We start from the raw sequence: 17925 nt of genomic DNA on the forward strand, positions 1-17925 counted from the left end.
GACCGGTCAGCCCCGGTCGGCGCGCAGGTCCTCGTACTCGGGATGCCGTTCGAGGTAGGCCCGGATGAAGGGGCACTTCACGACGATGCGCTCGCCGCGGGCCCGCACCGTGTCGAGCGCCCCGCGGGCCAGGGCCGACCCGACGCCCTGCCCCTCGAGCTCCGACGGCACCTCGGTGTGGTCGAAGGTCACCACGTCCCCGGAGCGCTCGTAGTACGCCCCGCCGGCTTCGGTGCCGTCGTCGAGCAGGGCGAGGAAGACGCCCCGCTCGGGGTCGTCACGGACAGTCACAGCAGGCTTGTCGTTCATGCCCCCATGCTGCCGTCGGGACGCTACTCCGACCACCGCAGGTACTGGTAGTCGGGGTGGCGGCGGAGCCACGTCTCGACGAACCAGCAGTCCGGCCGCACGGTCGCGCCGGCCGCGGCGATGTCGTCCAGGGCCCGGTGGACGAGCGCGTCCGCCACCCCGTGACCCCGGTGCTCCGGGATGACGACGGTGCTGGGGATGACCACGACGTCGCCCTCGCGGTGGTAGCGCAGGACGCCGATCGCGTGGGCACCGCCGTCGGGCGAGCCGGCCGGGGCGGGGAGCCGGGCCTCGTACCGACCGTGCTCGGGGTCGTGGTGGATGTCGACGTCGGCAGGGGAAGACACCCGAGGAAATCTACTCCTCCACACACCACGTGCACGTGCGGCCGCCGGGGGTCGCGCCTCGGTCATGCCACGGTCGTGCCGAAGGCCAGCCCGAGCAGGTACGTCGCACCGGCCGCCCCGAACCCGATGAGGAGCTGGCGCCCGGCCCGGGTGAACGGCGAGGTGCCCGACAGCAGCCCGGTCACGGCGCCGGTGACCAGGAGGCACAGCCCGACGAGCGCACTGGCCACCACGACCGCGGTCGTCCCCTCCAGGCCGAACAGGTAGGGCAGCACCGGCACGATCGCCCCCGAGGAGAAGAGGAAGAAGCTGGCCACCGCCGCCCCCCAGGCGGTGCCGTGCGTCTCGTGGTTCGTCTGCTCCTCGTCCTCGGCGATGCCCTCCGGCACCCCGGTGGCCTGCAGCCGGTGCAGCACCCCGTCTGCCTTCGCCTCGGCCTCGTCGGCGTCCATGCCCCGCGCCCGGTAGACCAGGGCGAGCTCGTTGGCGTCGACGTCGAGGTCCGGCAGCGCGTCCGTGGCGGAGGGCGCCGGGGTGGACGCCTCGAGGAGCTCGCGCTGGGACCGCACGGACACGTACTCGCCCGCGCCCATGGACAGCGCACCCGCCAGCAGCCCGGCGAGACCTGTCAGCAGCACGGTGCCGGTCGTCACCCCGGAGGCGCCGATGCCGAGCACGAGCGCGAGGTTGGACACCAGACCGTCGTTCGCCCCGAACACGGCGGCCCGGAACGACCCGGACAGCCGGTTGCGGCCCCGGGTGGCCAGGCTGCGCACGACCTCCTCGTGGATCTGCTCGTCGGCGGCCATCTGCGCGGTGGCGTGGCCGTCGTCGGCGTAGCTGGACCGGGACTCGGCCCGCTGCACCAGCGCCAGCACGAACACCCCGCCGAGCCGCCGGGCCAGGAAGGCCAGCATCCGGGTGCGCGGGTCACCGCGGCGCGGCATGCCGACGTCGTCGCCGAGCAGGTCGAGCCAGTGCTGCTCGTGCCTCTTCTCGGCGGCGGCCAGGGCGAGCAGGATCTCCCGCTCCTCCCCGGTGCGGGTCGCGGCGAGGTCCCGGTACACGGCGGCCTCGCAGCGTTCGGCGGCGAGGTAGCGGCGCCACCGGCGGATCTCGGCCGGTGTCCGGGTCGGCGTGGGCGTGGGCGCGTCCATGGGACACCATGATCGCGCCCGACGGCGCTCCGTGTGTTCCGGAGGGCGCCGGGAGCGGTTTCGGTGGTCCGCGAGGACGTGCTCCGACGATCCGCACCCGGCGGGGGACCCGGATGTCACCGGGAGAAGGCACAATGGTGGCCGTCGCACCGCACGCGACAGCATCCGCGGACTCCGAGGGACACCGGCGTGATCATTGTCAGCACCGACGGCTCCTGCCCGACCGACGGCGACGCGATCGGCTGGGCATGGGTCGCCCATGGCTCCGGCCGGTTCGACTCCGGCGGGGACGCGCACGGCACGACGCGGGTCGCCGAGCTGACCGCGCTGCGCCGGGCCGTCGAGGCCCACCCCGGCGACGAACCCCTGTTCGTCGAGTCGGGCTCCCAGTGGGCGTTCCGGTGCGCCTCCGAGTGGCTGGAGACGTGGAAGGCGCACGACTGGCGCACCGCCGCCGGCGAGGAGGTGCCGCACCGCGAGTCCGTGCAGGCCCTCGACGAGGCGATCTCGCAGCGGACCGGTCCGGTCCGGTTCCGGTGGGCCCGCGGCCACGTCGAGAGCCCGTTCACGGCACGCGCCCGCGAGCTGGCCGAGCTGGCCGCGAACGACTGGGCCGCCGGACGCGGCGACCTCGACGGGCTCCTGCTCGACGACGCCGCGGGGCGCGAGACCCCGGAGGCGCCGGCGGGCGGCCCCGAGCCCGAGCCGGTCGGCGCCCGCCGTTCCCCGACGACGCCGACGAGCGGCCCGGGCTGGGAGCTCGACACCCTCTTCGACTGAGGGCGCCGAGCTCTTCGGCAACGGCCGGTCAGTGGCCGTTGGCCACCGACCGGTCGTCGGCGACCGACCGGTCCGAGCCGGCTCCCTGCTTCTGCGCCAACCCGGTCAGCAGCTGGTTGATGTCGATCCCGGTCAGCTCCTTGACGACGGCCTGACCCTCGCCGAGCACGCTGCTCACGTTCTTGGTCACGGCGGACGCCCCGTCCGTGGAGATCACGGTCATGCCCTGGATCGAGGCCATCGGCTCCGCCGCGGCCCGCACGATCTCGGGCAGCCGCTCGATGAGCTCCTGCACCAGCGCCGCCTCGCCGTACTTCTTCAGCGCCTCGGCCTTGGCGTCGGTCGCGGCGGCCTCGGCACGGCCCTCCGCCTCCGTGGCGGCGGCACGGGCCTCACCCTCGGCCCGGATACCGGCCGCGTGCGCGACCTGCCGGTCGCGGTCGGCCTCACCGGCACGGCGCACGGCCTCGGCGGCCGCCTCGGCGTCCTGGATGGCGGCCTTCTTGTTCGCCTCGGCGACGGTGGTGCGCCGGAACGCCTCGGCCTCGGTGGCCGCGTTGTGCGAGTCACGGCGCGCGTTGGCCTCCTGCACCTCGGCGTACGCCTTCGCCTCGGCCGGCTTGCGCACCTCGATGTCGAGACGCTCCTGCTCGACGCGGGCCTTCTCCGAGAGCGCCTCGCGCTCCTGGAGCGCGACGAGCCGGTCCTGCTCGGCCCGGGCGAGCTGCCCGGCCGCCTCGGCCTCGGCCTGGGCCTTGTCCGTGTCGGCCTTGATGGCGGCCTTCTTCAGGTCGAGCGCCTTCTGCCGCTCGGCGATCTGCTCGGCCGCCTCGATGACGGCGAACTCGGAGGCGCGGCGCGCCTCGGCCTCGGACACCTCGGCCACCTGCAGGGCGCGGGCGGACTCGGCACGTCCGAGGTTCGACAGGTAGTCGGACCCGGGCGTCGAGATGTCGGAGATGTTGAGGATGTCGACCTGCAGACCCTGCTCGGCCAGATCCCGCTTGGTCGACTCCACGACCCGGTCCGACAGCCCCTTGCGGTCGGAGATGATCTCCTCGATCGACATGTCGCCGACGATGGAGCGCAGCGACCCCTCGAGGGACTCGGCGATGATCTCGGTGAGCAGCCCCTGCTGGGACAGGAACCGCTGCGCCGCACGGCGCACGCCCTCCTCGTCACCGCGCACCTTGAAGTTGATGGACGCCTTGATGGCGATCTTGATGCGGTTCGAGTCGACGCCCTCGACGGTGATCCCGATCTGACGCTGCTCGAGGGAGATCGGGAAGCCCTGCTGCAGGACGGGCCAGACGAAGGTCCGGCCGCCGATGACGACCTTCTGCCCGGCCATGTCCTTGCGGCCGGCTCCGCGGCCGACGATGACGAGCGCCTGGTTCGGGGGGACGCGGCGGATCCGTTGGGCGACGAAGACGCCGATGGCGAGGAACGCGAGGACGACGGCCGCGACGGCGATCGTGGTCACGAGGTTGGCAGAGCTGTCCATGGTTGCGCGCCGGAGCGCGACTCCTCTCGGGGGATGACGGTCGGCGTGCCGGTCGACACGGCCGGGGCATGGGCCCCGGCGTCAGTCCTCGGGCCGGTAGGGGCCGACGCGCACGCTGTGGGGCTGGTGCTCGAGGACGACCACGCGGGTCCCGGAGGCGATGGGCTCCGTCGACCACGCCAGACGTCGTTCGAGCTCGCTCACCGCATCGAGGGCGACCTCGCCGGAGGACTGGGTGATGTCCGTCGTCGCGGTGCCCTGCACGCCCACGAGGTCGACGTGCGCGTTGTCCTCGGTGGCGCTGAGCCGCCGGATCAGGAGCTGGGCGACGAGCACCGCCAGCAGGCCCACGGCCAGCGAGGCGACGTACGCGATCCACGGGGCCCAGCCGTTCACGGTCACGACGGCGCCGACGGCACCGAAGACGACGGCACCCACCCCCAGGGAGGTTCCGGAGACGGCGCCGTCACCGAGGTCCACGACCTCCCCGACGACGAGCGAGACGAGGAGCAGGACGAGACCGGCGACACCGATCAGCGCGAAGACGAGCACGGACGCCCTCCAGGACGCAGATGTGGCAAACGTGTGAAGAATGCCACAAATCACCCTCCGGGCGCGACCCCCGGCCCGATCCGGGACGATCGAGGCATGAACGCTCCTGCGGCGAGCCCGTCCCGCCTCGTGCTCCTGCGCCACGGCGACACCGAGTGGGCGCTGGCCGGGCGGCACACCGGGCGCACCGACGTCCCGCTGACCCGCGACGGCGAACGGCAGGCACGGGCGGCCGGGCAACGGCTCGCCGGCCTCGAGCCGGTCGCCGTGCACTGCTCGCCGCTCCAGCGGGCCCACCGCACGGCCGAGCTGGCGGGGTTCGGCGACGCCGTCACGGACCCCGACCTCGCCGAGTGGGACTACGGCCCCGTGGAGGGGCTCACCTCGGCCGAGGTCGGCGGGGCACTGGGCCGCCCGTACGAGATCTTCCGCGACGGCGTCGACCTCCCGGCGCTCCGGGAGCCCGGTGGCGGCGGCCCGAGCGGGGAGTCCCTGGCCGACGTCCGGGTGCGCACCGACCGGTTCCTGCGTCGCGTCCGCCCGGCGCTCGCGAACGGCGGGACCGTGCTGGTCGTGGCGCACGGCCATCTGCTGCGCGTGCTGGCCACCTCGTGGCTGGGGGTGGAGGCGGGGTTCGGCGTCCACCTGGAGCTCGGCTGCGCCGCGGTCAGCGAGCTCGGGAGCTCGCACGGGCGGCCCACCATCGCGTCGTGGAACCTCGTGGGCTAGCTGTACTGACCTGACAGGTTGGTCAATCGGGTGCTGCGTGGCCGGTTCCCGCAGGCGGTGTGGGGTCGGTGGTTGTACTGGGTGGATCCATGCTGCCAGGGCGTCTAGTCGTTCGGTCTCTGAGGTGTTGCAGCGGGCGTAGCCCAACCCGTCGGCCAGGTGCGATGGAAGGTTTCGATCTTGCGGTTGATCTGGGGGCGGCGGGGCCCGGTCCGGGAGTGCTTGATCTTGAGGTCGGCGCGGGTGTCGCGCCACAGGTGGGAGACGTAGGCCGAGTCGTTGTCCGACAGGATGCCGTGGCCCGGCGCGGCACCCCGGTCGCGGTCACGGCGGTCTCGTCGTCGTGCACCTCGGCGTAGGCGACCCAGGAGTGGTCGCCAATGACGGTGTCCACGAACGCGTAGCCCATCTTGGGGTAGTGGTGCTTGTTCCTGGGCTTGCCCGCGGTGGCGGCCCGGTTCCGGTCGCCCCGCGGGCGGCCCAAGAATCGCCACCCGCCGCCGTCGGGGATGTTGCCGGGCTTCTTGACGTCCACGTACAGCATCGCGCCGGGATGGTCGTGCTCGCAGCGACGCACCGGCTCACCGGTCGTGCGGTCAACGTGCTAGAGCCGGTTGAGGCGGCACCGAGTCAGGACCCGATGCGCGTTCGAGGGTGCCACGCCCGTCAACGCCGCATGCTGGACCGGTCCCAGGCGCTTGCGAAGCCGCAGCGACACGATTCGCCGTGTGGTGGCCGGGTCGGTCCTGGCCGGCATCCGGCGCTGGCGCGAGGACCGGTCGCTCATGGGCCCGTCCGCCGCATACTGGTTGGCCCACCGCTTGACGGTGGGCCACGAGCACTGGAACCGGGCCGCGACCTCGGCGAGTAGAGGTGTTCTACCGAGAGGGTAAGTCTGCTGTCAATTCGCTGGCGAGTCGTCGTGGTGGCCTGGATCGTCAAGGAAGTCAACGATCCGGGGATCGTACTCTGTCGCCACCGTTCCTTCCGGCGATCCGTAGGTCACCGAAACTCCTGGCCGGTTGAGCACCACGTCTTGGACTTCATTCATTCCCTGTGCTGCTGGACGGACAGAAGCGGACGTGCTCTTTCCAGAGACCCTGCGCCGGACAAGGCCATAGACGACGATGCCTGGAAGAGTCAAGGAAACGATCCAGCCGCCGAGGGGGTTCTTGGTCGATATCAAGTAGAGCAAGAGTGCCATCAACGCTGTGAGCGATCCGACGACTGCAAGTCGTTTGAGTGTCATGATTATCACCGCCGTTACCTACCTGCTCAGGCTAGCGGAAATTTAGAATGCGCGCAATGCGGCAGCTCGAAAGTGCCTTACACGGCCCCTGGGGCACCCAAACCGTGCCAGGCGCCCCAGGAGCCGTGGTCGAACCACTAGAATTCTGCCCGGCCTCAGACCCACCACCCAACTTGCTGCGTGAGACCCAGTGAGGCTGCGCGCACCGATGGGTTCCCGATAACATTGCCCCACGGCACGGAAACCCCAGTGTAATGGAACTTGCGGCAACCCAGGTCCCACATTTTCTTAACTGGGTAGCCGCTGCGATCGAAGTAGTAGCCCCTTCCCTTCATGCAAGTAGTTTCATACTTGCTCCCGGTGCCCCAGTAGTACCTTTGCTCGTAGCCTCGGTGCCCCCAGATCACTACACTGCAGATATCTTCGACGCCGAAGTAACCATAGCTACCGGCGTACACCGTTCCTGAGCAGCCAGCCGCAACCGCCGCCGCCTCCATGGTCTCGGCCGCCGTAAGGTTCTGGCCCTCCACCGGCCTGCCATCGGGATAGTAGATAATGTCACCCGGGGAGTACGAGGGGTCAATGTAGGAGTCGGCTCGCTGCATCTTTCCAGGCAGAGAAAGGATGACCTCCTTGGAGGCGTTGGGGTTGGCTTTGGCGATAGGCAGGTTCATCCAGTCGTCGTTACCGCGGTCGGTCGACATATCCCTATCCGCGGATGCTGGGGCGGAGATCGTGAGTGCCAACAATCCGGCCAGCACGGCGGTCAGAAGTGGACGCAGGGAGCGCATTGCTTGGTATCCAATCAGATTGGGGTTTGATGCGCTCGAGAGACTCCTTGACATGCCTCTCTGTGCCGTCATGCCTCGGATGGCGCGTTGCAGGCAGAATAGTTTGACCCTTCGCTTCGCGCGAGGGCCGCCCTCTTTCTAGCACTCCTTTCTGCTGGCGTTCTGGCTGGTCACAGGCGTACGCGCCATATTGTCCGTCTACGCAGCCTTTCGCTCGCAGCATTGCCCTCCAGGGTGCACCAGGCCACCCCCTGAAAGAGATCGTTGTCATTCCGTTATGTGTTGCGCCAATAACGACCGTTTGTGACGAACCATCATTGCCGTCACCTGATCGGCCTGGTTGCAGGGGAGCGCCTCGGTCAAAGACCCATGTCAGCAAGTGCGGCGATCGGAACCCCTCAGACGGGTTTTCGATAGCGTTCTCGGTATGGCGATGACGTTCGGCTACGCGCGGGTCTCCACCGCGGGACAGACACTCGACTCCCAGCTCGACCAACTCGTGGCTGCCAACGTCGACCGTCAGAAGATCAAGGTAGAGGCCGCCTCCGGCGCCCGCGACGACCGCCCTGTCCTTACCGAGCTCATCGAGCATCTCCAAGAGGGCGACACGATCGTGGTGACGAAGTTGGACCGTCTGGGTCGTTCGGTGGGCCATCTGATTGACCTCACGACCCGACTCGATGCAAGAGGTGTCGCTCTTCGGTCGCTGTCTGAACAGATCAATACCTCAACTGTTGCAGGTCGGGTCATGGTGCACATGCTGGCTGTGCTGGCGCAGATGGGGCGCAATCTGATCCGCGAAAGCACCGTCGCGGGCCTCGCGGCCGCCCGTGCTCGCGGGCGCACGGGGGGGCGTCCCACAGTCATGACGCCTGACCGCTGCGAGGCGGCTGCCTCGCTTCTCGCTGACGGACATTCAGCGGCTGCCGTAGCCAGGGCGCTGGGAGTCTCCGAGTCCACTATCCGCCGCTACGTCAAACGATGAAGCCCGGGCCCCAGGCTGTCACCTAGCCGTGCAGCAGTCCCACGAGCCTCGCTGGCAGCATGGATCCACCAGTACAAGAACCACCGACCCCACACCGCTCGCGGGAACCGGCCACCCATCACCCGATTGACCAACCTGTCAGGTCAGTACAGCTAGGTGGACACCGAGCGACCCGCAACAGGTGGGTCCGGCGTCAGGCGTCAGGCGAGACCGAGCGCCCCGGCCAGCACGCGCGCACCCGGGGTCCGCTCGTCCGCCCGCACCGCCGCGATCGCCTCGAGCTGCCACCCCATCCACGGGCTGAAAGCCCACGGCGTCGCCTGGACCGCCGCACGGACCTCGTGCGCCGGCGCCCACACGTGCTCGGAGACCTCGTCCGGGTTCGGCGTCAGGTCCCCGTCGACGCGGGCGACGTACACCGGGCAGATCTCGTGCTCGACCACGCCCGAGGCGTCCACGGCGCGGTAGCGGAACTCGGGCAGCACCACGTCGACGCCGGTGACGGTGGCACCCAGCTCGTGCTCGGCGTGCCGGGCGATCGAGTCCTCCACCGCCTCCGTCCAGCGCAGGTGGCCGCAGAACGAGTTCGTCCACACGCCCGGCCAGGTGCGCTTGACCAGCGCGCGCCGCGTGATCAGCAGGTTGTCCGCGTCGTCGAGCAGGTAGCAGGAGAACGCCAGGTGCAGGGGCGTGTCGGTGGTGTGCACCTCGGCCCGCGGGAACGTGCCGGTCCGCTCGCCGGCGTCGTCGCACAGGACGACGTGGTCGGCGGTGGTGGGGACGTGCGTGGTGCTCATCGGTTCATCGCCTTCGTCATCCGGGTGTCCATGTCCTCGCTCGGTCGGAGCTCGCCGTCGTCGGCCGCCCGGCGCAGGGCCCTGGCCAGCCGGGCCGCCGCCGCGAGACCCTCAGGGCCAGCGTTCCAGGCGCCGAACCAGTCGGCGACCGACACACCGTGCGTCGGCCGTGACACGACCTCCACGGCGTCGCCGGCGCCGAGCTCGCCGCCCTCGACGACCCGCAGGTACGTGCCCGTGCGGTTCGCCTCGGTGAACCGCCGTACCCAGCGCTCCGGCGACCCGAGCCGCCGGGCGAAGGTGGCGCACGGGGTGCGGGGCTGGGTCACCTCGAGCACGGCCGACCCGACCCGCCACCGCTCGCCGATCAGCGCACCGCCCACGTCCAGGCCGCGGGTGCGCAGGTTCTCGCCGAACAGTCCCGGGGTGACCTCCCGGCCCAGCTCGGCGGCCCAGAAGCGGGCGTCCTCCTCGGCGTAGGCGTAGACCGCCTGCTCCGGTCCGCCGTGGTGCACCCGGTCCGCCTGGACGTCGGCGTACAGGCCGTGGGTGCCGGCCTTCACCCGCCCGGCGACCGCGCGCTTGTCGATCGCCGTGACGCCCACGGTCCCCGCGTCCGGCAGGAGCTGGTGCACGCGGCACACGGCGAGGAGTTCAGCCATGGGCCTCATGCTGCCACTGTTCGGCGCCGCCGCGGCGACGACGCCGCCACACGAGCAGCCCGTACGCCGCGAGGATGACGGCGACGAGCCCCGCGGTGGCGACGAGCTGGGCGCGCGCCGCGTCGTCGGACAGCATGAGGACGGCCAGGGCGACGAGTGCGGCCAGGGTGAGCCAGGTCAGCCACGGGAAGGCCCACATCCGCAGGCGCATCGGCACCCCCGTGCGCCGCGCCTCGGCCTCCAGGCGCGGCCGCAGCCGCAGCTGGGAGACGGCGATGAGCAGCCAGACCACGAACAGGGCCGAGCCGACCGCGTTGAGCAGGACGGAGAGCAGCACCTCCGGGAGCAGCCGGTTGAGCACGACCGCGACGACCCCGAAGAACACCGACACCGCCACCGCCACCCACGGCACGTCGCGCCGAGAGATGCGGGTCGCCACCGCCGGCGCGTCACGTCGCTCCCCGAGGGAGAACAGCATGCGCGAGGTGCCGTACACCTGGGCGTTGAACGCGCTCAGCAGCGCCAGGACGACCACGACCTCCATGAGCCGCGCGGCTCCGTCGAACCCGGCGAGCTGCAGGACCGCCACGAACGGCGAGGTGAGGGCGTCGGCGTCGTCCCACGGCACCAGCGCGACGATGATCGCCACGGACCCGAGGTAGAAGACCAGGATGCGCCACAGGATCGTGCGGGTGGCGCGGGCGACGGCGTCGCGCGGGTCGCGGGCCTCGGCCGCGGCGATCGCCACGATCTCGATCCCGCCGAACGCGAAGGCGACGGCGAGCAGACCGGCGGCGATCCCCGGCACCCCGGCCGGCGCGAAGCCGCCGTGCGCCGCCCAGTCGCCCAGCACGCCGCCCGCCACGGGGATCACGCCGACGACGACGAGCAGGCCGACGGCGAGGAAGGCCACGATGGCGGCGACCTTGACCAGGGCGAACCAGAACTCGGCCTCGCCGAACTGCCGCACCCCGATCAGGTTGATCCCGCCGAAGACGGCGACCACGACGCCGGCGACCACCCACTGCGGGACGGCCGGCCACCAGGCGGTGGCGATCTCGGCGACGCCGGTGACCTCCACGCCGAGGACCATGATGAGCATGAACCAGTAGAGCCACCCGAGCAGGAAGCCGGCCCACCGTCCGAGCGCCACCTCGGCGTACACGGAGAACGACCCGGAGGCCGGCAGGGCGGACGCCATCTCGGCGAGCATCCGCATGACGGCCACGACGATCGCCCCGGCGATGGCGTAGCTGATCAGCACCGCCGGGCCCGCCGTCGCGATCGCCTCGCCGGACCCCAGGAACAGCCCGGCCCCGATCGCGGAGCCGAGCCCCATCATCGTCAGGTGCCGGGGCCGCAGGCCGTGGGCGAGGGGTTCCGCGGGGGCCGTGACGGCCTCGTCGGGGCCGTCGCCGGATGTCGTCGTCACCGGGTCACGCTAGCCCGCCCTCCGGGCCGGCGCCGACACCCGGCCTACAGTGGCGACGTCCGTCCCTCGACCCCTGGAGCGCTCCATGACCCTCGACCTGCACGGATCGTCCGCCGTCGTGACCGGCGCGAGCTCCGGCATCGGCGCCGTCGTCGCGGCGCGGCTCGCGGCCCGAGGAGCCGACCTCGTGCTGGTCGCCCGCCGCACGGACCGCCTCGAGGAGCTCGCGGCCCGGCTGCGCGCGGAGCACGGCGTCGCGGTCGACGTCGTGCCCGCCGACCTCACCACCCCGGACGGTGTCACCGAGGTCGTCAAGGCCGCCCGCGCCGCCGACCGTCCCGTCGGCACCCTGGTCAACAACGCCGGGTTCGGCACGCACGGCCCCTTCGTCGAGGAGGACCCGCAGCGCGTCGACGACGAGGTCGCCCTCAACGTGACGGCGCTGACGAACCTCACCCGCGCGCTGCTGCCCGACCTGCTCGCCCACGGCTCCGGCGCGGTCGTCAACGTGGCCAGCACCGCGGCGTTCCAGCCGCTGCCGCGGATGGCCGTCTACGGCGCGACCAAGGCCTACGTCCTCAGCTTCACCGAGGCGCTGTCGGTCGAGCTGCGGGGGACGGGCGTCCACGCGATCGCGCTCTGCCCGGGTGCGACGCGCACGGAGTTCTTCGACGTCGTCGGGTCCGAGGAGCCGGCGGTGGGCCGCTTCCAGACGGCCGACCAGGTCGCCGACACGCTGTTCCGGGCGCTGGACCGCCGTCGGCCTCCCGCGACCGTGGTGTCCGGCCGGGCGAACGCCCTGGCGGGCGCCCTCGTCGGCGTGCTGCCCCGCCGGCTGGCGCTCGCGGCGGTCTCCCGCGTGACGGGCGGCTGACGGCCGACCGCCGGAGCCCGCACGGTCCGTACCGCGCGGGCCCGGCGGTCAGCCCGTGGCGAGGTCGCGGCGCCGGAAGCCCACGAACCCGAGCACCGTGAGCACCACGGCGACACCCCACAGCAGCGCGAGGTCGCCGGCGTACGACTCCTCGGAGAACACCTCCGGCACCCCGTCGAACGGCGAGACCCGGTAGACCCAGTCCGGCAGGTCGAGGACCTGGCCGAACATCCCGACGACGAACGTGTAGGCCACCAGCGCCCAGCCGAGCCCCGTCAGCCGCGGCACCCAGCCGTACAGCGCGACGACGAGCCCGAGGAACACCGCGAGCGCCGGCAGGTGGGTCCACACGACCACGCTGTAGTCGCCGAACCCCTGGTCTTCCCACCCGGCGATCGCGGCACCGGCCCACAGCCCGTAGACGCTGACGGCCAGCAGCACCGCCGTGCCGAACCCGGCGACGGCGAGCTGCGCCCCGAGCCAGCGGTGCCGGGACACGGGGTGGGAGAAGACGACCTCGGCACGGCCCGAGGACTCCTCGACCTTGGGACGCTGGGCCATGACGACGGCGTAGGCGGCGCAGCAGACGGCGGCGTACAGCACGAGCACGCTGATGAACCCGACGGCGAGCTGGGACGGGTCGTCGCCGAACAGCTGGGCCAGCACCGGGTTGTCCACGACCATGTCGCCGATCATGTCGCCGATGCCCGGCAGCATGGTGCCGGAGGCGAACCACATCAGCCCGAGCCCGAGGCAGCTCCACAGCAGGGCCCAGCGCTGCTGCAGCCAGGCCATCGCCAGGGGTCCGCGCAGCGTGACGGCGGCGTCGGGCCGGCCGGCACGGGTCTCGACGAGGCTCCCGCCGAAGTCCCGGCGGGAGGCGAGCACCGCCGCCAGCACGAGGAGGGCGACGATCGCGACGACGCTCAGCGCGACGGGCCACCAGCGCAGGTCGACGAAGGCACGCATCTGCTGGGCCCAGGCGATCGGCGAGAACCAGGACAGGGTGGACCCGCCGAGCTCGCGGATGTCCCCGACGGCCCGGACGACGAACGCGACGGCGAAGACGGCCAGGCTCACCCCGGTCGCGGTGCGGGCGTGACCGACCACCTGGCACACGACGAGTGCGACGGCCCCGAACACGAGCGCGCTGAGCCCGGAACCGATCGTCATGGCGAACGAGTCCGCCACGGCGAGGTCGCCCACGGCCACCATGGCCAGTGCCGACAGCACGGCGATGACCGCCTGCACGAGCACGAGCGTGATCATCGCGGCCACGGCCGGGGCGTGCCGGCCGACGACGGCGGCCCGCACCAGTTCCGAGCGGTTCGACTCCTCCTCGGCGCGGGTGTGGCGCACCACGTGCAGGATCGACAGGATCGCGAGCGCGAGCACCATCCACGTGATGCCCTCGTTCGACATGGCGACCCCGGTCGAGTAGTCGTCCAGGCCGTACCCGGGGCCGCCCATGACGATGCCGGCGGGCGTCTCCATCAGGGCGGCCCGCCCCTGCATCGCGGCGGGGTCGTCGAAGAACAGGTTCAGGGCGAACGTGAAGTACGTGTAGAAGAACACGACCGAGGCCGTCCACACGGTCAGGCGCACCCGGTCCTGGCGCAGCATGAAGCGCACGAGCGCGCCGGTGCCGGTCAGGGTGGCCCCGCGGGCGGGCTCGGCGGTCCGGACGGCGGGCGGGGCGACGGCGGTGCTCATCGTGCTCCCGCCTCGCTCGTCGTCGGGGCGGCCGCGTGCCGCCCCGGGGCGTTCCCGGTCCCGTCGGTCGACTCGCCGTCGGCGGACACGTCGTCGCCGTAGTGCCGCAGGAACAGCTCCTCCAGCGACGGCGGCGCGGCGGTGAAGGAGCGCACGTCGAGGCCGGAGAGCGCGGTGAGCACGCTGCCCATGGCCGTGTTGTCGACGTCGAAGGAGATCCGCGTCCCCTCGAGGTCGTCGTGGGTCTGCAGGTCGTGCACCCCGTCCAGGGCGGTCACCCGCGCCGGGTCGCCCGCCACCACGGCCGTCACGCTGGACCGGGTCAGGTGGCGCAGCTCGTCGAGGGTGCCGGACTCGACCGCGCGTCCGGCGCGGATGATCGTCACGGTGTCGCAGACCTTCTCGACCTCGGACAGGATGTGGCTGCTCAGCAGCACCGAGGTGCCCTGCGCCGCGGCCTCGCGCACGCGCTCGGTGAACACCGCCTCCATGAGCGGGTCGAGGCCGGCGGTGGGCTCGTCGAGGATGAGCAGCGGCACCTCGGTCGCGAAGGCGGCCACGAGGGCGACCTTCTGCCGGTTGCCCTTGGAGTACGTGCGGGCCTTCTTGGAGGGGTCGAGCTCGAAGGCCTCCAGCAGCTCGGCCTTGCGCCGCGGGTCGGGGCGTCCGCGCAGCCGGGAGAGGAAGTCGATGGCTTCCCCGCCGGTCAGGTGGGGCCACAGCGTCACGTCGCCGGGGACGTAGGCGAGGCGGCGGTGCAGCTCCACGGCGTCGCGCCAGGGGTCGGCACCGAACAGCCGCGCGGAGCCGGCCGTCGCGCGCAGGAGCCCGAGCAGCACGCGGATGGTGGTGGACTTCCCGGAGCCGTTGGGCCCGAGGAACCCGGCCACCTCCCCCTCGGCGACGGACAGGTCGAGACCGTCCAGGGCGCGGGTGGGGCCGAAGTGCTTGTGCAGGTCGTGGATCTCGATGGGGAGCGCGCCGGCGCTCGGGGTGCTGGTCATGGTTCCTCGTTCGTGGTCTCGGGGGCGGGTGCGTCGTCGGACTCGCCGCCCGTCGGAGGGTCGGAGACGTAGAGCAGGTAGTCGTCGAGCATGCGACGGCTGGTGAGGAAGCCCTGGGCGTAGAGCTCGATCATCGGCAGGTAGTGCTCGGCCAGGAAGGTGCGCACGGTGGCCCCGACGTCCTCCGGGTCCTCCGGCGGGTTCAGGGTGAGGGCGAGCGAGAGGGTGCCCAGCGAGGACAGCGTGAGGTACCGGACCCGGGCGTCCTCGTCGACGCTGGGCTTGGCGATCCCGGCGGCCACGGCCTCGCGGGTGTAGACGCGGGCGTCCTCGATCATGTGCTCCACGAACGCCCGGGCGACGTCGCCGCCCGCCTGCAGGGAGCGCACCACGTAGCCGAGCAGGGGCGCGTACTCGTCGACCTCGGCGAGCACCTGCAGGAGCTGTCCGCCGGTGGCCCGGCCCATGTTCTGCCGCTTGGACTCGACGATCCCGGCCAGCACGTGCTCGTCGCAGGCGGCGTGCAGCGCGTCCTTGGAGCCGAAGTGGTGGATCACCAGCGCCGGGCTCACCCCCGCGTCCGCGGCGATGGTGCGCACCGACGTGCCGAACCCGGACCGCGCGAACCGCAGCACGGCCGCGTCCCGGATGCGGTCCCGGGTCGACCCGGGCGCACCGGCCGAGGACGGGCCCGGATCGGCGTCGGCGGCGAGGGCTGAACTCATGTTCACCAGATTAAACACGTGTTCAGCCTGCCCACAAGGGGTGACGGCGGATGCGCTTGATTCGAAGTTCGTCTATATTGACAGGAGTCGAATCAGCTAGGAGACGTCGTGCCCCTCACCTCGGCGGACACCCCGGTCCGCGCCCGCCTGTCCACCCTCGACCGCTGGCTGCCGCTGTGGATCGGCCTGGCGATGGTGGTCGGCCTGGCGCTGGGACGGTTCGTCCCCGTGCTCGGCGACGCCCTCGAGGCGATGGAGGTCGGCGGTATCTCCCTGCCCATCGCGCTCGGGCTGCTGGTGACGATGTATCCGGTGCTCGCCAAGGTCCGGTACGACCGGGTCGCCGCCGTCACCGGGGACAAGGCCCTGCTCGTCAGCTCGCTGGTGCTCAACTGGCTCGTCGGGCCGGCGCTGATGTTCGCCCTCGCGTGGATCTTCCTGCCCGACCTGCCCGCGTACCGCACCGGGCTGATCATCGTGGGGCTCGCCCGCTGCATCGCCATGGTCGTCATCTGGAACGACCTGGCCTGCGGCGACCGCGAGGCCGCGGCCGTGCTCGTCGCGGTCAACTCGGTCTTCCAGGTCGTGATGTTCTCGGTGCTCGGGTACTTCTACCTCACGGTGCTGCCCGGGTGGTTGGGCCTGGACACCGCGGGCCTGGACGTCTCGATCGGGCAGATCGCCCTGAACGTGCTGGTCTTCCTCGGCATCCCGCTCGCGGCCGGCTTCGCCTCCCGGGCGATCGGCGAGCGCACCCGGGGGCTCGACTGGTACGAGGAGCGGTTCGTCCCGCGCGTCGGCCCGTGGGCCCTGTACGGCCTGCTGTTCACGATCGTGCTGCTGTTCGCCCTGCAGGGTGAGCAGATCAGCAACCACCCCGGCGACGTCGCCCGGATCGCGCTGCCGCTGCTGGCGTACTTCGCGATCATGTGGGGCCTCGGCATGATCGCCGGCAGGGCCCTCGACCTGGGCTACGCCCGCACCACGACGCTCGCGTTCACCGCGGCCGGCAACAACTTCGAGCTCGCCATCGCCGTCGCCGTCGCGACCTTCGGCGCCACGTCCGGCGAGGCGCTCGCCGGCGTCGTCGGGCCGCTCATCGAGGTCCCCGTCCTCGTGGGCCTCGTCTACGTCACCCTGTGGGCCGGACGCCGCTGGTTCGGCGTCGACCCGCTCGCGGCTCCCGGCGGCACCGAGGCCGCCATGACCGCGCCCCCGGACACGGAGGTCCGCGCATGACCGTCGCACCGTCACCCGACCAGTCCCCCGGCGGATCCGCCGACCAGACCGCCGGACCGGCACCCGTGCCCGCCGACGGCCGCGCCCTCGGCCCCGACGTGGCCGTCTCGGTCGCGGGGGTGCTCAAGGCGCTCGCCGACCCGCTGCGCCTACGCATGCTGTCCGCCATCGCCACCGCCCCGGGCGGCGAGGCCCACGTGGGCGACCTCGCCGCGCTGGCCGAGGTCTCCCAGCCCACCGTCTCCCACCACCTCAAGGTGCTGCGCGACGTCGGCGTGCTGAGCGCCGACCGGCGCGGCACCTCGGTGTTCTACCGGGTGGCCCCGGTGTACCGCACCGCCGTGACCACGCTGCTGGACCGGTTCGCCCCCGCCGTCGCGGACTCCGGACGGGTCGCCACACCGGAGGACCCCGGCGCCGGGCGGTGGACCGAGCTCCACGGCCTGGCCGACGTCGACCGCGAGCTCGGCCGGCTCGCCGAGTCGTTGGCGGCCCGTATCCCGGGCACCAGCGAGGACGAGGCGCTGCGGGTCGTGCGCGAGTCGTACACCGCCCTGGCCCGCCGCGGGGGCATCCCCGTCCACCTCGTCGCGCTCACCGAGCACTTCGCCCGCCAGCGCCTCGCGGACGCCGCCAAGAACCGCACGGTCGAGGCCCCCGGGACCGACCCCGACCACCCGCCGCAGGTGCTGTTCGTCTGCGTCGGCAACGCCGGCCGCTCCCAGCTGGCCGCGGCGCTGCTGGCCCGCAGCGCCGGGGACCGGGTGGTGGTCCGTTCGGCCGGGTCGGTGCCTGCCGGCGACGTGCACGACGTCGTCCGCCCGGTGCTGGAGGACCTCGGCGCGCCCGACGACGTCTTCTTCCCCAAGCCGCTGACCGACGACGCCGTGCGCGCCGCCGACGTGGTCGTCACCATGGGCTGCGGGGACTCCGTCCCCGTGCTGCCCGGCAAGCGGTACGAGGACTGGGTCGTCGGGGATCCCGCGCTCGCCTCGCCGGCGGGCGTCCGGGCCATCCGCGACGAGCTCGACGCCCGCGTCCACCGCCTCATCGACACCCTTCTCTGAGAGGAACGT

19 protein-coding genes and 2 pseudogenes are annotated in these 17925 nt (G+C 71.9%); 7 read left to right on the forward strand and 14 right to left on the reverse strand.

The genetic code is table 11. The features are described from left to right. Positions 1-6: 6 nt before the first annotated feature. The 3 genes from Q6349_RS03070 to Q6349_RS03080 all read right to left on the reverse strand — a co-directional run bounded on the left by Q6349_RS03070 (position 7) and on the right by Q6349_RS03080 (position 1813). Positions 7-309 carry a GNAT family N-acetyltransferase gene (locus Q6349_RS03070; RefSeq protein ID WP_304602803.1) on the reverse strand — a complete coding sequence of 101 codons (303 nt, stop codon included), beginning with the start codon at positions 307-309 and terminating at the stop codon, positions 7-9. Positions 310-332: 23 nt separating this feature from the next. Further along, positions 333-656: a GNAT family N-acetyltransferase gene (locus Q6349_RS03075; protein WP_171247175.1), complete on the reverse strand. Its 324-nt coding sequence runs from the start codon at positions 654-656 to the stop codon at positions 333-335. Positions 657-718: 62 nt separating this feature from the next. Further along, complete coding sequence (locus tag Q6349_RS03080; protein WP_171247176.1) at positions 719-1813, reverse strand: VIT1/CCC1 family protein; 1095 nt, start codon at positions 1811-1813, stop codon at positions 719-721. A 189-nt stretch (positions 1814-2002) separates the two neighbouring features. On the opposite strand from Q6349_RS03080, the gene Q6349_RS03085 reads away from it, so the two are divergent. Beyond that, positions 2003-2593, forward strand: coding sequence for an RNase H family protein (locus Q6349_RS03085; RefSeq protein ID WP_304602804.1), 591 nt, complete (start codon positions 2003-2005; stop codon positions 2591-2593). Positions 2594-2621: 28 nt separating this feature from the next. Here the strand turns inward: Q6349_RS03085 and Q6349_RS03090 are convergent, their stop codons facing one another. After that, entirely contained in the window at positions 2622-4097 is a 1476-nt protein-coding gene (locus Q6349_RS03090) for a flotillin family protein (protein WP_171247178.1), read from the reverse strand. Positions 4098-4178: 81 nt separating this feature from the next. After that, on the reverse strand, positions 4179-4649 hold the full coding sequence (locus tag Q6349_RS03095; protein ID WP_304602805.1) for an NfeD family protein: 471 nt from the start codon (positions 4647-4649) through the stop codon (positions 4179-4181). A 96-nt stretch (positions 4650-4745) separates the two neighbouring features. Between Q6349_RS03095 and Q6349_RS03100 the strand changes: the two genes are divergently transcribed. After that, positions 4746-5378, forward strand: a complete 633-nt coding sequence (locus Q6349_RS03100) for a histidine phosphatase family protein (protein ID WP_304602806.1) — start codon at positions 4746-4748, stop codon at positions 5376-5378. Here the strand turns inward: Q6349_RS03100 and Q6349_RS03105 are convergent. The 3 genes and pseudogenes from Q6349_RS03105 to Q6349_RS03115 all read right to left on the reverse strand — a co-directional run. Next, positions 5375-6246 (reverse strand): annotated as a pseudogene (locus Q6349_RS03105) (integrase core domain-containing protein); the annotation flags it as partial. The gene Q6349_RS03100 and the pseudogene Q6349_RS03105 sit on opposite strands and share 4 nt — an antisense overlap. A 33-nt stretch (positions 6247-6279) precedes the next feature. Continuing rightward, a complete protein-coding gene (locus Q6349_RS03110) occupies positions 6280-6636 on the reverse strand; it encodes a hypothetical protein (protein ID WP_304602807.1) in 357 nt (118 codons plus the stop codon). A 146-nt stretch (positions 6637-6782) separates the two neighbouring features. Next, the gene (locus Q6349_RS03115) at positions 6783-7331 is read right to left on the reverse strand and encodes a hypothetical protein (RefSeq protein WP_304602808.1); all 549 of its coding nucleotides are present in this window, start codon (positions 7329-7331) and stop codon (positions 6783-6785) included. Between the two features lie 514 nt (positions 7332-7845). Between Q6349_RS03115 and Q6349_RS03120 the strand changes: the two genes are divergently transcribed. Together Q6349_RS03120 and Q6349_RS03125 are read left to right on the forward strand one after the other, a co-directional pair. Continuing rightward, positions 7846-8403 carry a recombinase family protein gene (locus Q6349_RS03120; protein ID WP_304602809.1) on the forward strand — a complete coding sequence of 186 codons (558 nt, stop codon included), beginning with the start codon at positions 7846-7848 and terminating at the stop codon, positions 8401-8403. Positions 8404-8445: 42 nt separating this feature from the next. Next, positions 8446-8559: pseudogene (locus Q6349_RS03125) on the forward strand (IS481 family transposase); the annotation flags it as partial. A gap of 44 nt (positions 8560-8603) precedes the next feature. Here Q6349_RS03125 and idi read toward each other — a convergent pair. The 3 genes from idi to Q6349_RS03140 are packed head-to-tail and all read right to left on the reverse strand — an operon-like array spanning position 8604 to position 11204. Next, entirely contained in the window at positions 8604-9200 is a 597-nt protein-coding gene (gene idi / locus Q6349_RS03130; protein ID WP_304602810.1) for an isopentenyl-diphosphate Delta-isomerase, read from the reverse strand. After that, the gene (locus Q6349_RS03135) at positions 9197-9862 is read right to left on the reverse strand and encodes an MOSC domain-containing protein (RefSeq protein WP_304602811.1); all 666 of its coding nucleotides are present in this window, start codon (positions 9860-9862) and stop codon (positions 9197-9199) included. Before Q6349_RS03135 ends, idi begins: the two co-directional genes overlap by 4 nt. Next, the gene (locus Q6349_RS03140) at positions 9855-11204 is read right to left on the reverse strand and encodes an amino acid permease (RefSeq protein WP_370375363.1); all 1350 of its coding nucleotides are present in this window, start codon (positions 11202-11204) and stop codon (positions 9855-9857) included. Before Q6349_RS03140 ends, Q6349_RS03135 begins: the two co-directional genes overlap by 8 nt. Positions 11205-11379: 175 nt before the next feature. Between Q6349_RS03140 and Q6349_RS03145 the strand changes: the two genes are divergently transcribed. After that, the gene (locus tag Q6349_RS03145; RefSeq protein WP_304602813.1) at positions 11380-12168 is read left to right on the forward strand and encodes an SDR family oxidoreductase; all 789 of its coding nucleotides are present in this window, start codon (positions 11380-11382) and stop codon (positions 12166-12168) included. A 48-nt stretch (positions 12169-12216) separates the two neighbouring features. On the opposite strand, the gene Q6349_RS03150 is transcribed toward Q6349_RS03145, so the two are convergent. Genes Q6349_RS03150 through Q6349_RS03160 form a run of 3 tightly spaced genes read right to left on the reverse strand, consistent with a single transcriptional unit; the run spans position 12217 to position 15610 of the window. Beyond that, positions 12217-13881, reverse strand: coding sequence for an ABC transporter permease (locus Q6349_RS03150; RefSeq protein WP_304602814.1), 1665 nt, complete (start codon positions 13879-13881; stop codon positions 12217-12219). Then, on the reverse strand, positions 13878-14885 hold the full coding sequence (locus Q6349_RS03155) for an ABC transporter ATP-binding protein (RefSeq protein ID WP_304602815.1): 1008 nt from the start codon (positions 14883-14885) through the stop codon (positions 13878-13880). Before Q6349_RS03155 ends, Q6349_RS03150 begins: the two co-directional genes overlap by 4 nt. Next, complete coding sequence (locus Q6349_RS03160; RefSeq protein WP_304602816.1) at positions 14882-15610, reverse strand: TetR/AcrR family transcriptional regulator; 729 nt, start codon at positions 15608-15610, stop codon at positions 14882-14884. The genes Q6349_RS03155 and Q6349_RS03160 overlap by 4 nt, the downstream gene beginning before the upstream one ends. 108 nt (positions 15611-15718) lie before the next feature. On the opposite strand from Q6349_RS03160, the gene arsB reads away from it, so the two are divergent. Together arsB and Q6349_RS03170 are read left to right on the forward strand one after the other, a co-directional pair. Beyond that, entirely contained in the window at positions 15719-16849 is a 1131-nt protein-coding gene (gene arsB / locus Q6349_RS03165) for an ACR3 family arsenite efflux transporter (protein ID WP_304602817.1), read from the forward strand. After that, complete coding sequence (locus tag Q6349_RS03170) at positions 16846-17916, forward strand: metalloregulator ArsR/SmtB family transcription factor (RefSeq protein WP_304602818.1); 1071 nt, start codon at positions 16846-16848, stop codon at positions 17914-17916. The genes arsB and Q6349_RS03170 overlap by 4 nt, the downstream gene beginning before the upstream one ends. Positions 17917-17925 lie beyond the last annotated feature (9 nt).

This window comes from Isoptericola sp. 178, assembly GCF_030586525.1.
In the GTDB taxonomy this organism is placed as follows: domain Bacteria; phylum Actinomycetota; class Actinomycetes; order Actinomycetales; family Cellulomonadaceae; genus Isoptericola; species Isoptericola sediminis.

Excerpts from the sequence above, each read along its gene's own strand:
- Q6349_RS03080 (WP_171247176.1), bottom strand. The coding sequence starts at position 1,813 with ATGGACGCGCCCACGCCCACGCCGACCCGGACACCGGCCGAGATCCGC.
- Q6349_RS03150 (WP_304602814.1), bottom strand. The coding sequence starts at position 13,881 with ATGAGCACCGCCGTCGCCCCGCCCGCCGTCCGGACCGCCGAGCCCGCC.
- Q6349_RS03100 (WP_304602806.1), top strand. The coding sequence starts at position 4,746 with ATGAACGCTCCTGCGGCGAGCCCGTCCCGCCTCGTGCTCCTGCGCCAC.
- Q6349_RS03090 (WP_171247178.1), bottom strand. The coding sequence starts at position 4,097 with ATGGACAGCTCTGCCAACCTCGTGACCACGATCGCCGTCGCGGCCGTC.
- Q6349_RS03170 (WP_304602818.1), top strand. The coding sequence starts at position 16,846 with ATGACCGTCGCACCGTCACCCGACCAGTCCCCCGGCGGATCCGCCGAC.
- Q6349_RS03155 (WP_304602815.1), bottom strand. The coding sequence starts at position 14,885 with ATGACCAGCACCCCGAGCGCCGGCGCGCTCCCCATCGAGATCCACGAC.
- Q6349_RS03070 (WP_304602803.1), bottom strand. The coding sequence starts at position 309 with ATGAACGACAAGCCTGCTGTGACTGTCCGTGACGACCCCGAGCGGGGC.
- Q6349_RS03115 (WP_304602808.1), bottom strand. The coding sequence starts at position 7,331 with ATGTCGACCGACCGCGGTAACGACGACTGGATGAACCTGCCTATCGCC.
- Q6349_RS03120 (WP_304602809.1), top strand. The coding sequence starts at position 7,846 with ATGGCGATGACGTTCGGCTACGCGCGGGTCTCCACCGCGGGACAGACA.
- idi (WP_304602810.1), bottom strand. The coding sequence starts at position 9,200 with ATGAGCACCACGCACGTCCCCACCACCGCCGACCACGTCGTCCTGTGC.
- Q6349_RS03140 (WP_370375363.1), bottom strand. The coding sequence starts at position 11,204 with ATGATGGGGCTCGGCTCCGCGATCGGGGCCGGGCTGTTCCTGGGGTCC.
- Q6349_RS03160 (WP_304602816.1), bottom strand. The coding sequence starts at position 15,610 with ATGAGTTCAGCCCTCGCCGCCGACGCCGATCCGGGCCCGTCCTCGGCC.
- Q6349_RS03145 (WP_304602813.1), top strand. The coding sequence starts at position 11,380 with ATGACCCTCGACCTGCACGGATCGTCCGCCGTCGTGACCGGCGCGAGC.
- Q6349_RS03135 (WP_304602811.1), bottom strand. The coding sequence starts at position 9,862 with ATGGCTGAACTCCTCGCCGTGTGCCGCGTGCACCAGCTCCTGCCGGAC.